This window comes from Paenibacillus eucommiae, assembly GCF_017874215.1.
GTDB lineage: Bacteria > Bacillota > Bacilli > Paenibacillales > NBRC-103111 > Paenibacillus_AI > Paenibacillus_AI eucommiae.
The window spans coordinates 135,903-148,437 of sequence record NZ_JAGGLB010000001.1 but is presented as its reverse complement, the minus strand read 5'-3'; the positions used below and the strand labels follow the sequence as shown (position 1 = coordinate 148,437).

9 protein-coding genes are annotated in these 12,535 nt (G+C 44.9%); 6 read left to right on the top strand and 3 right to left on the bottom strand.

Annotation, left to right across the window (positions count from 1 at the left end; genetic code table 11):
- The first annotated feature begins 152 nt into the window (after window positions 1–152).
- Together J2Z66_RS00530 and J2Z66_RS00525 are read left to right on the top strand one after the other, a co-directional pair.
- A complete protein-coding gene (locus J2Z66_RS00530; RefSeq protein ID WP_209968510.1) occupies window positions 153–1,139 on the top strand; it encodes a LacI family DNA-binding transcriptional regulator in 987 nt (328 codons plus the stop codon).
- Window positions 1,140–1,355: 216 nt separating this feature from the next.
- Entirely contained in the window at window positions 1,356–2,813 is a 1,458-nt protein-coding gene (locus J2Z66_RS00525) for a M81 family metallopeptidase (protein WP_209968507.1), read from the top strand.
- A 193-nt stretch (window positions 2,814–3,006) separates the two neighbouring features.
- Here the strand turns inward: J2Z66_RS00525 and J2Z66_RS00520 are convergent, their stop codons facing one another.
- The 3 genes from J2Z66_RS00520 to J2Z66_RS00510 all read right to left on the bottom strand — a co-directional run bounded on the left by J2Z66_RS00520 (window position 3,007) and on the right by J2Z66_RS00510 (window position 6,899).
- A complete protein-coding gene (locus J2Z66_RS00520) occupies window positions 3,007–3,624 on the bottom strand; it encodes a class D sortase (protein WP_245375203.1) in 618 nt (205 codons plus the stop codon).
- Window positions 3,625–4,060: 436 nt separating this feature from the next.
- Window positions 4,061–5,638, bottom strand: coding sequence for a hypothetical protein (locus J2Z66_RS00515; protein WP_209968502.1), 1,578 nt, complete (start codon window positions 5,636–5,638; stop codon window positions 4,061–4,063).
- 19 nt (window positions 5,639–5,657) lie between these two features.
- Complete coding sequence (locus J2Z66_RS00510) at window positions 5,658–6,899, bottom strand: hypothetical protein (RefSeq protein WP_209968499.1); 1,242 nt, start codon at window positions 6,897–6,899, stop codon at window positions 5,658–5,660.
- A 145-nt stretch (window positions 6,900–7,044) separates the two neighbouring features.
- On the opposite strand from J2Z66_RS00510, the gene J2Z66_RS00505 reads away from it, so the two are divergent.
- The 4 genes from J2Z66_RS00505 (at window position 7,045) to J2Z66_RS00490 (ending at window position 12,524) form a co-directional block, all read left to right on the top strand.
- Window positions 7,045–9,282: a helix-turn-helix domain-containing protein gene (locus J2Z66_RS00505; protein WP_209968495.1), complete on the top strand. Its 2,238-nt coding sequence runs from the start codon at window positions 7,045–7,047 to the stop codon at window positions 9,280–9,282.
- Between the two features lie 187 nt (window positions 9,283–9,469).
- Entirely contained in the window at window positions 9,470–10,783 is a 1,314-nt protein-coding gene (locus tag J2Z66_RS00500; protein WP_209968492.1) for an ABC transporter substrate-binding protein, read from the top strand.
- Between the two features lie 4 nt (window positions 10,784–10,787).
- Window positions 10,788–11,687: a carbohydrate ABC transporter permease gene (locus tag J2Z66_RS00495; protein ID WP_209968489.1), complete on the top strand. Its 900-nt coding sequence runs from the start codon at window positions 10,788–10,790 to the stop codon at window positions 11,685–11,687.
- 12 nt (window positions 11,688–11,699) lie between these two features.
- Window positions 11,700–12,524, top strand: a complete 825-nt coding sequence (locus tag J2Z66_RS00490) for a carbohydrate ABC transporter permease (RefSeq protein WP_209968486.1) — start codon at window positions 11,700–11,702, stop codon at window positions 12,522–12,524.
- The last annotated feature ends 11 nt before the right edge of the window (window positions 12,525–12,535 follow it).

The following is a 12,535-nucleotide window of genomic DNA, read 5'->3' as shown; positions in this document are numbered from 1 at the left end:
AAATGCCAGCCCTATCCTTTCAGTTGAAGGGGTAGGGTTGGCTTTTGTTGATTTTAAATAGGGAAGATAAAAATTAAATAAATTTAAATTCAGTTTGACGAACTAATTAATTTTATGTATGCTGAGGGTAATAATATTGAAGGGGAATTCCAATGACTGTAAGAAAGAAAGATATTGCTGCATACTTGGGAATATCACAAGCAACCGTTTCCTTGGCGCTGAATAATCCCCCGGGAAGCAAGATTGCGGAAGAGACAAGAATTAAAATCTTGAAAGCTGCCAAGCAGCTTGGCTATAAGGATTTAAATGCAACGCCTCAAATTTGCTTCATCCTCTATAATCGTGAATCTGACGATCCCATCTATTCTTACCTTTTATCCGTTATAGAAAAGGCGGTTAGGGAAGTTCAATATAACTTTATGTATATGAACATTAATTCGTCGACTATGGTTGAGATGAATCTGGAACAGTTTCTGAACTCGAAGGAGTTAAAAGGTGTGATTGTCACAGGGGATATCGATGAGGCCATTACGAAAGTGATTGTCAATTCGGATATTCCGTATATTTTGTATGGTGGAAATGCCCGTGAGAACTTGCATATCGTTATGCCTGATCACTGGAAGGCTGGCTACGAGGCAACCCGTCATTTGATCAGTTTGGGGCACCGCAAAATCGCTTTTTTCTGCGGCAATCTGGATAATGATGTGCAGCGATTTGTACTGGAAGGCTACCGCAAGGCGTTGGAAGAAAACGATATTCCGTTTCAAATAGAGCGAGTTCAGGCCAGCAACGAGGAAGATGGCTATGAGATGTGTGGGCGGGCCCATTATCTGAACATTGAGTATACAGGGCTTGTATGTTCCAATACGCTTATTCAGTTCGGAGCCTTACAGCGGCTCAAGGAACTTGGGGTTTCTATTCCCGCTGAAAAAAGCCTGATCGGCTATGGACTTACAGTGCTAAATCATGCAAGCATTCCTCCGCTATCGTCTGTTCATCTCGAATGGATAGAATTAAAGAAGTTAATTGGACAATTAATCTCTATAATTAATGATCCTGAATACCCAAAAGAAGTTAAATATCTTTCTGATATAAGTCTCTTTCAGGGAGGGACTTGTGCAATTGCGAACCATAGTTAAATGGAGAACCGGAAGCCAAGTGGATCATCTAGGAGTCAATTTCGACGGAAGTACATAAGTACTCTCATCGGAATGAGACTCTTTTTTGCTATCATAGGCAGAATCGAAAAAAATGAACAATACGTAAGTAAAAAGGGTTAAAGAGCCCGGATTGCTTTTGTGTTAACATTATAGAAAGTTTAATATAGTTAGGAAATGACCATAGGAGGGAAACCGATGAGAATAGGAATTATTGGTTTAGTTCACGAAACAAATACGTTTGCTCCTGGGAGAACGGAGCTTTGCCATTTCCAGGATGAATGGATTGTGGGGAATGCTCCGTTTATTAAACGTTATGAACATACCCGGACGTTTATGGGGGGCGTTCTCTCTGCTGCTGCGAAGCTGGATGTGGAAATAGCAGTCGGCTTGTATGCTGCGGCTACTCCAAGTGGAATGGTGACAAGGGATAGTATGGATTCAATAATCGAACATTTGGTAGATTCCATTCCGGATCCTATAGATGGACTTGTGGTTATGCTGCATGGTGCTATCGTATCGGAAAATTTCGATGATGTAGAAGGTCAATTATTAAGACGTATCAGGGAGAAAGCCGGATCCAATCTTCCTGTTGCCATTACTTTGGATTTACACGCCAATATAAGTCCGCAGATGGTGCAGCTCGCTGATATTCTAGTTGGCCAGGATACATATCCCCATGTGGATTCCTACGAGAGGGCGATTGAAGCTATTTATCTACTATATCGATGTATGCATTCGGAAATTCGGCCGACCCGCTCTTATAGGCATGCCCGCATCCTTGTTGCTCCACAGGCAATGGTTACCGATAAGGGATTTATGAAAGAAATCATAGAAGCGGCATTTGAAATAGAGAAGGATGTGAGGGTGCTTAATGTGACAGTGGCAGGGGGATTTCCGTTTAGTGATGTAGTGGATGCAGGGATGTCATTTGTGGTCACTACGGAGAATGATCTTTCTTTGGCTGAAAGTTATGCGGAGCAGCTGTGTCAATTGGTTTGGGACAGGCGCGGCGAATTTGAGGTGACAGGGTTTACTGCTGAAGAGAGCGTTGCTTTAGGCGTTCAATCTGCTGTGGCTCCGGTCATTTTAATTGAAGGCTCGGATAACGTGGGTGGAGGCAGCCCTGGTGATGCTACTTTTTTGTTAAAGCATTTAGTGGACGCACCGGCCAAAAGCCTGATCGTCATCCATGATAAGGAAGCAGTGACAGAAGCTTGTAGGTTAGGAGTAGGAGCTTTGTTTCAAGGTCTTATTGGGGGTAAAACGGATACTTTCCACGGGCCTCCTGTTTGGATAAGCGGGGAAGTACGTGTTTTATTCGATGGCAAGTATCGCCACATAGGTCCGTACATGACAGGCCATTCGGCGGATATGGGACCTTCAGCGGTCATTGAAACAGATACTGTCACCGTGGTTTTAACGGGAAAAAGAGTGGGACCTTGGGACGTTGGCCACATTACTTCTGTAGGCTTACAGCCAAATGATTTTAAGCTGATTGTCGTGAAATCTGCAGTTGCATGGCAGACTGCATTTGGTCCCTTAGCTAAAGCGATCATTCAAGTGGACACTCCGGGATGCTGTGGCTTTAACTTGCATGAGCTCCCGTACGAACATATTCAACGGCCCATATACCCGCTTGATGATTTCGAGTGAAGCAAGCAAAGCTAGTGAATAGCAAGTAAAGCTAGCGAAGCAAGTGAATAAAGTGAAGCAATGAAAGCAATGAAAAAAGTGAAACATGAGAGGATATAGGACTACGATGTTGGAGCGTAGGAGTAACATATATAATTGAATGCAAAGCCTCTATACCAAGGTGTAGAGGTTATTTCCTTTTGTGACCTTAGATTTAACTGGTTATAACCCGTTCTGAGGTAACAATCAGGCGCTGTTTATTTGAACGGAGAGGATGACAGGTAATCAAGGTCAGGAGTGTTTTTCCTGATATAGGTTTTAAAACGGACATATCTGTTGGTTTGACAATTCTTTTTGTGATTACACGATATGTAAATGTGTGTGATTTGGTAGTTACGGTGAATTCATCGTTGACTGAAAGCTCGTCCAGACGGTTGAAATATTGCCCAAAGGTCCAGGAGCGATGGCCAGCAATAGCAAAATTATTATCTTCCTTCTCTATTTCACCACTTTCGGGGAGGTGTCCTACTGCATGCTTTAATTCTTTTTCGCCGACCCCTTCGATGATAGGAACTGTGAGTTGGATCGATGGTATTTCAAGAATCCCTATGAGCTTATCCTCATTTGATGTGGAAATGATTTTGTTTGTGTTGTCATATGCATCCATTTCATTAGAGGTGATAGGTTCAGTTTGGCTTTGAACATTTAGCTTTTCGAACGGCAGTTCCTCAAAACTACGCAAAAGTCGATCGGTTGCTCGCTGGTTTACATAGTTTCCATACCCCAAATAAGCAATTATTAAAATTCCTATGCAAATAAAGATGTTACCCATGTTCTTCAATTTAAGTCCCCCTATAAGCATGATATAGAATAAAGAGTCGGAGTCGGAGTTGGTAACGGGCACATTTAACTTGGAAAAGCTCGCTCACCGAATTGCTAACGGACCTCACTGACGCTATTTGTGACCAAATCGCATGATTTGAAATGCTTACGGACACAGAAGCCTTTATTAGGCTATTTTTCTCCTGATTTATCCCTATTTAGGGTAAATAAGGGCCCTCATGTCCGTATGTATTAGAAACAGCCTCATTTTGGGGAAATAGCGGAACTCATGTCCACAACGGCTTCGCTCCAACTAGTAAAGACCTGTCTCAGCAAACTTCATCATTCATCGGGCTCTGGCTATATTCTTCTGTGCATTCACTCCAATTCGCCAAGCCCTGATTTTGACTTTGAACGTAAAAGAAAGGGAGAAATCTCCCTTTCTTTTAGACTTGTGAAGCTTTACGTCTAATAAGACTGCCGATAAGAATAAGAAAGGCTGCTATCAGCAATAATGATAAACTATCAAAAAATCCACCGGTTACTGGAAGTTGTTGTAGCGTCATGTTTCCTGAAGCATTGGGACTTTTACTTGTAGGAGCTGAGACAACACTACTGGTACTGCTACTGCTAATAGGTGTTACTGAGGCATACTCGCTGCCTGGTGAAGAAGAAGCTACTTTATCTGGAGACACAGCACCGTCAACGCCACTTTCAGATGGAGAAGTAGAACCCTGGCCCCCATTAGGAGATGTAGAACCACCACCGCTACCTGGAGATGCAGAACCGTCTCCACCACCTGGAGAAGTAGAGCCGCCGCCATTAGCTGGAGGTGTAGAGCCATCGCCACCACTTGGAAGTGTAGAACCGTCCCCATCATCTGGGGAAGTAAAGCCATCGCCACCACCTGGAGGAGTAGAGCCGACACCATCAGTTGGCGGTGTAGAACCGTTCCCATAACCTGGGGGAGTAGAGCCACCGCCATCACCGGGTGAATCAGGGCCATTTCCGTTATCAGGAGATGCAGCAAAGGAGTTGCAATTACCATTATTTAAGCCTAGCACCCCAAGTTGAACATCTAGCAAAGGTTCTAAGCAAATATTGGCGTTAATAAGTGAATGTTCATTTTGATTCAACGGTATGTCCAAATCAACAAGAATAGGGCGGATGTCCATAAGTCCATTGTTTGGTAGATTGAATGAAATGCTACAATCGTCTTTATTACCTAGTAAACCAATATAGCCGACTAAAAGCGGTTCAGCGCATATATTAACAGCTAGTATTTCATCCTGAGTAGCGTCGGTTTCGTTGTTTACTCTATTGTGCGGCAGTAAACCAACATCCAAATCTAGAAAAGCATCCTTTTGATCTTTAAGCAGATTGAGATCGATAGTGGCAACAGCCTCATCATGCGAAGCATCACTTTCACCCTTCACTTGCTTGCCCGGCAGCAAATTCACATCGATCTCAAGAACAGCACCCTCGTCCTGCCCCTTGAGCAGATCGAGATCCACAGTGGCAGCAGCCTCGTTACGTGAAGCGTCACTTTCACCCTTCACTTGCTTGTCCGGCAGCAAATTCACATCGAGCTCAAGAACAGAATCGTCCTGCTCCTTGAGCAAATCGAGGTCGACAGTGGCAACTGCCTCGCCATGTGAAACATCACTTTCGCTCTTCACTTGCTCGTCCTGCAGCAAATCAACATTAAGCTCAAGAACAGAGTCGTCCAGCTCCTGATCCTTGAACAAATCCAGATCCACAGTGGCAACAGCCTCGTCACGCGAAGCGTCACTTTCGTCCTTCACTTGCTTATCAGGCAGCAGATCAACATTCAGCTCAAGAACAGAATCCTCGTCCTGATCTTTGAGTAAATCCAGATCCACAGTGGCAGCAGCAGGATGTTCGTCTTTTTGCAAAATATCTAAATTAAGCTTAAGAATTTCCGCATGGACCTCTTTGTGGCCGGATACGAAAACTAAGATAAGTGCAAGTGTGAACAGAGCTCCAATAAGTTTTTTTGTCATTTTGTAACACTCCTTTTGTTTAGATAGTTGTACGTTCAACTTCTAAGAAAAGGAGGTACTGCGGAGGAGCAAACGGTGGAGCGTGGGAATATTGATCTTTTAAGAACAGTTCTTTTTTCCAGGTTATATTTCGTTCTTTCTGGATATCACTTTGAATGTCATTGAGTACAGCATTTAACCCCAAATCTCCCCCAGACAAGCTGGGACCGCTCGCGCTTCCATTTGGTTGATTCTGAAGTGTGCCCTGAATATTATTAATACCTGCACTGTAAAGTGGCGTACCTTTGAACGGTGTATGCTTCGTGAGTGGGAGTAGCGATTTATGCTTATCATCTGGGGCAGAGATCGTGTTTAAAATCTTTTTACTTTGAACAATTTGTAATTTTTCCAGCTCTGCACTATTCACTGAGAAAATATACTTACAGCAATAAAAAGTCGGAACAGTATTGGGTACGTTCTTGACTAAGTCCTCGTCATATTCGTTGATCGCGGCTGTATGGTTCACGGTCATATCCAAAGACGGAGGGATTTTCCTTGTCTCTGCCCGATCCATCTGCTTCTCGGAAACTTCCTCTTTTAAAACGGGAACATTGGGGACAGTAGGATTGGAAATGCTATCCGCAATATCATCAGTTTCTTCATCCAAATTAATCTCAATGTCGTCTATAATTTCGTCTTTTTTCTGAATGATATTTTCAGTTGACTCGAGAACGGGCTGCACGACCTTATCCAGTAGTTCCTTAACTGGCGTTGTCAAAGGCTTCAATGTATCTGCAGCCTTTTCTGTCACAGGTGCAAGAGCTTGCCCTGTTTGAGCTGTGATTTCTTCCGTCAGCTCTGAAGTTCTGTCAACGATCGTGCTAACAGTTTCCGTGATGACCCCGAGAACAGGCTCAGCGGCAGGCTGAAGAACAGGCTCCAAAACAGGCTCAACAAGTGACTCCACTACTGTCCCAATAACAGTCACAGGTTCCAAAACAGAATCCACCGTCTCAACAAATGGTTTATATGAATCAACCGATCCAGATAGAATGGAAGTTACGGAGGATAAGATTCCTTGTTCCGCCCTGCATTCATTAGCAAAGGAGAAGGTCAATAGGATGGCAGCTATCCCTAGTAACCAACCGTGTTTATGCATGAGTTCACCTCCTTTCATAAAAAGGAAAAGAATAACATATGATCCATTACCCATAGTCACCGCTTTATTAACATAATTAACCATAAAAAATAATTTTTTGAGAAAGTTAGCACAAATAAGCAAGAGGGTAAAGTCATCCCGTTAAGAGGTAAAAAGCCCGTGAATTCGCTTTCAGGCGTTCCTTGCAGACCTGGAAGCATTCTGATATTCTGTTAGCAAGCGGAACTGGGCATGATGGATCTGCTGTTCCAGCATAGGGAGGGGCTCCATGACAAATAATTGGTTTCATCGTTTGATTTTGTCATATTTGCCGGTGTTTATTTCGATGGCTGCTCTTTTGCTGCTGCTGGTTTATTTTATTGGCAGTGATTTATCCCGTAAATCTGCGATTCGGGCGAATGAGGTGTTTACCGGACACGCCGCGCAGACGCTGGATAATCAACTGCAGACTGTGGAGCAGGCGGTTTTGCGCAAGATTTTCTCCGAAAATACGATTGAGCAGTATCTTAAGGTAGAAATTAAACCTTTGGATCCCGTGCCCTATGAGGTATCTGTCTCATTGGCTGAGCTGAAGGATAGCTTCCCGCTCATTGATTCGATTTATGTCGTACGTGATCTGGATTCCTCCTACGTGTCAAATACGACGATTGGCAAGAGCGGCGAGCTTAGTGATAGCGCTTTCGTTGAAGCGATCCGCAAAGATAAGAATCCTTATTTGTGGACGGGAGTGCGTGAATTTCAGAGCTTCGCTGGTAACCGTAAAGTTGCCGTCATTTCACTGGTCAAAGCTGTACCTTTCTTTTCCGGTGGTTATGTGGTTGTGAATGTGGATGTTGAAGCAGTGCAAAATTTCCTTAAGAATATGTCCAGCTCAAGCTTCAATTATATGCGGGTGCTGGATCGCGATAAGCAAGTGATTACGGCAACTGAGCCTGGTGTGGGAGAAGGCAGCTTCAAGGAAACTTTGACGAAAAAGGTTTCTTCCTATACGGGCTGGGAAATTCAATCCGGTGTTAAATATTTGGGCTTACTGCATTCGATCTCCAACTTTACTTTGATCTGCATCGGTATAGCTGCAATGACCTTTGTCGCAGGGATCATCTGGATTGTTTATGTAAGCAGGCGCAATTACAGACCGGTGCTGCAGATTTTGGCCAAAATTAATTCGATATCCTCCATGCCCTGGAGAAATGGGCCTCAGCAAGGAGACGAATTCGCCCAGATTGAATCAGCCATAGAGCAAATGGCCGAGGATACGACCAAGTTTACGACTAAGTACGAACAAATGCAGGAAGAAAGCATGGCCATCCGGCGGCAAGCGGGCCTTAAGGAGCTGCTTGAAGGCATACGTCCGGTTGATGCTGAGGAATGGAAGCGAAGGCTGGAAGCTCTGCAGATGCCGCTCACTTTTAAGCCTACTGCCGTTATTGTTGTGGAGATTGATGCATTTACCGGGTTTCGTTTCGGGTATTCAACCCAGGATCAGGCTTTATTCAAGTATGCTCTGCGTATGATTGTTGCAGAAATCGCGGACCATCACCGGGCTGTGCAGTGGATCGAGTGGATCGCCCCAAACCGCTTGGGCATGATGCTTGAAGTGAAAAAGAAAGCGGAGGAAGGACTTTCCCAGCTATACTCGCTTTGTGAGGAGGCCAGACTGTGGACCGTACAGCATCTGCCTTTTACCATAACCATGGGAATTGGCAAAGCGACTGGTGAAATTACTGATATTCCGCAATCGTACGAAAGCGCACTGCGTGCACTTGCCTGCAAGGCCTCACTTGGAACAAACAGGGTCATTGAAAGCAACGAGGCGCAAAGTGATTTTCAGCAAAATGTATTTAGGCATATTCAGGCGATACAGCCGCTTGCTATTGCTTATAAGCGTGGTGATGAGAGCTGGAAGGCGGCCGTTGCTGATTTTTTTGTAGAGCTTCGCAAGGTTTTGTTGACCCGCGAGGATCTGATAGGCGTCATGAATTACATGATCTATTATTTCCATAAAGAAATGAAAAGTCTGTCCGGTAGTCTCGACGATAAGTGGGAGCTGGAAAGTATGCCTCAGCTCACAGCCATGCTCGAATGGATTGAAACACTGGATGAGACAGAAATCTGTTTGCTGCGCATTTTGAACGAATATGCAACACATGCTGTTGAGCAGCGGGAGCAGAGTAACCACTATGCGCTCCTTGGACAAATCCGCGGCTATATTGAGGAGCACTATGCCAATCCAGAGCTGTCCTTGATTTATATAGGCGACAAGTTTGATATGAATCCTAATTATTTAAGCCGTCTGTTCAAAAGCGAGCACGGTGAGAATTTCGTCGATTATTTAATTGATCTTCGGATGGATCATGCCAAGCGGTTATTAAGCGAAACCTCAAAGAGCGTGCAGGAGATTGCGACATCTGTAGGTTATACGACCTCTATTGCTTTTATCCGGATGTTCAAGAAGACATACGGCTATACACCCGGCGATTTTCGGAAAAAGGCCAGTTTCCGCTAGCTGTGGGCGCTAATTGCCAGAACAGTTTACTTTACAGATTCAGTTTATTCCAGGGCTGTCTGCGCTTGCAAGCGTTGGCAGCTGTTTTTTTGCAATTCGATTTATCCGGCAAAAAGTGTTTATTGACCCCTACCCTTGTCCCAACTTACATTAGGACGTGAGAACAACAAAAGGAGAGTGGACAGCGTTGAACAAGCATCGGTTTCTTCGTACAAAAAGGTGGGGCATCCTGCTGCTGGTCATGGCGGTCATCCTGGCAGCCTGCTCAAACAGCGGAACGGATCAAGGCAAGGAAGGTGACAAGGGCGGCAGCTCAGGAGGTGGTAAGAAAAAGGTTGAATTGATTTACCAAGCCTGGTATCAACCTTATTTGGATTATGTGCAGCAGAGTGCAGTGAAATACCAAGAGCTTCACCCGGAGCTGGAATTCTCAGTGAAAGCGGAAATTTTACCTTTCGGCAAGTATTGGGATAAGCTGCTGACACAAGCGGCGGGCAATGTGCTGCCGGATATCTTTGATATGAATGGTCCGAACTTCTATGATTATGTGACCAAGGATTTGCTTCTATCGCTGCAGCCCTATATACCGGACAGTGAATATAAAGAAGATGAATTTGTGAAATCGATTCAGGATTTGTACAGGTACAAGGATGAGCTTTATGGAGTCAGTGCAGCGATGGATGGCAACGGCATTTTTTATAACAAAAAAATCTTCGATGAGAACCATGTGCCTTATCCTGATGATACCTGGGACTTAGAGAAGTTCCGCTCGGTTGCCAAGCAGTTGACCAAAGCCGGGAGCTATTGGGGAGCTTCAATTTCTTTAAATATGCTGATCGCGCAGCCCTACCTGCTCTCACAGGGAGGTGCCTTCTACAATGAGGATAAAACCGAATCACTGCTCGATTCCAAGGAGAATATCGAGACGATGCAGTTTCTCCAGGATATGATTTTCGTCGATAAATCAGCGCCTGATAAGACGGAAATTCCGAACGATAATCCGGAAACGCTCTTTGTTGCTGGTAAAATCGCGATGCATCCGTCCGGCAGCGCTTTGTCCGCCCTGCTGCAGCCGGAAAAAAATCTGGATTGGGATGTTGCTCCTTACCCGGAGGGCAGCAAGGGAAGGATTGTCGTTACGCATGGTCCGGCAAGGGTCGTATCGGCTAATAGCAAGAATAAAGATATTGCCGCAGATTTCGTGCTGTTTCTCGGCCTGAAGGACAGCTTGGTGGAGCTCTCCAAAAATAATATCAGCAGCCGGAAGGATTTACAGCAAAATTTCATTGATACTCAGCCGGATAAAAACTTGAAGGTACTGGTCGAATCTACCTCCTACGCAGCTATTTATCCGTCGACTGCGAATTTTAAAATCTGGAATAATGAAATTACGAAGCAGGGGGATCTGCTAATGCTGAATCAGACCAAGCCCAAGGAGGCCCTGCAGGCTGCGGCAGCCAAAATGAACGAGGCATTGAAGAACGTGCCAAAGGGGAAATAGACGGATGACGAATCTTGCAAAGCCTCGTATATCCGCATTCCGCCAAGATTCTCTGTGGGCTTGGGCCATGATTGCGCCGGCTGTTCTGGGTTTGCTCATATTTATGTGGGGACCTGTTGTTTATGTGATGGCTCTTGGGTTTTTCGAATGGGATCTGATTACAGCGAAGCAATTTGTGGGGATAAGCAATTATGCTAGGCTTGTTAAGGATCCGATGTTTTATCATTCACTGAAGGTCACCTTCCAGTATGTGTGTTTGTTCGTTCCGGCAACGATTATCGCTTCGATGTTTCTGTCCATCCTGCTGAATCGTATCCGTTTTGCAGTTTTGTTCCGCACTTTGTTTTTTTTACCTGCGGTCTGTATGACGGTTGCTACTTCGCTCGTATGGACGCTGATTTATAACCCTCAGACTGGACTATTCAATGCTTTGCTCGGCTTGCTCGGCATCCCTGGTCTGAAGTGGATCTATGATCCAAGTACAGCGGTGGCTTCCATCGCGTTAATGGGCATCTGGCTGCAGGCTGGCTACAATACAGTATTTTATCTGGCTGCTCTGCAGAACATTCCCAAAACGATCTATGAGGCTGCTGAAATTGATGGGGCGACCTCTTGGAAGAAGATCCTGTATGTGACGATACCGCTGCTTTCACCAACGACATTTTTTCTGCTGATTATTAATGTGATTGGATCCTTTCAGGCCTTTGACCAGCTTTATGTCATGACGAAGGGTGGGCCGGGAGATGCTACAACTACGCTTGTATATTATATTTATCAACAGGCGTTTCAGAATTACTCCGTTGGTTATGCGAGTTCGCTGTCGGCTGTACTGTTCCTGCTCGTCATTATAGTGACTATCGTGCAGTTTGCTGTGCAGAAAAAATGGGTGAATTATGAACGTTAGGGGGATTCCCTTATGAAAGCAATGAAATGGGGCGGAGTAACCTTGATGTATGCTTTTGTCATCCTGCTGGCTGCAGGAATGACGGTTCCATTTGTGTACATGCTGGCTACTTCGCTAAAGACGCTGCCAGAATCGATGCAATACCCTCCTACATGGATTCCACGACTATGGGTTTGGGACAATTATGTTCAGATTTGGCACCAAACCGAGCTGCTGCTGTGGCTGAAAAACTCTTTCGTAGTCGCGATTGCGCGCGTGGCCTCGCAGCTTGTGCTTGGCATGCTGGCTGCTTATGCCTTTGCCTTCTTATCCTTTAGGGGCAAACAGGTGGTGTTTATTGGCATGCTGATGGTTTTGATGATCCCTCATCAAGTAGTGATCATCCCGCAGTTTTTGCTGATGAAGCAGTTGGGCTGGCTGGATTCGTATAAGGCATTGATCGTTCCGCAGATGGTGTGGCCCTTCGCGATCTTTTTGTTTCGCCAGTACTTCCTTACGCTGCCGCTTGAATTGATCGAAGCTGCCAAGATGGACGGCTGCAATCCGCTGGGGACCTTGCTGCGCATTGTGATTCCGAATGCCAAGCCTGTCATGATGACAATGATTCTGGTTACCTTTCTCTCCCATTGGAATGACTTTATGTGGCCTTTGATCGTAACCAATTCACAGGAACGTATGGTGCTGCCTGTTGGCATGGCAAATATGGTGGGGGAGTTCAGCACAAATTGGCCCGTTTTAATGACGGTAGCCACTTATGCAACTTTACCGGTCATTGCGTTATTTATTGGAGGTCAGCGATATTTTATTGAAGGTATGACAAGTTCGGGGTTGAAATAACTATCGTCTAG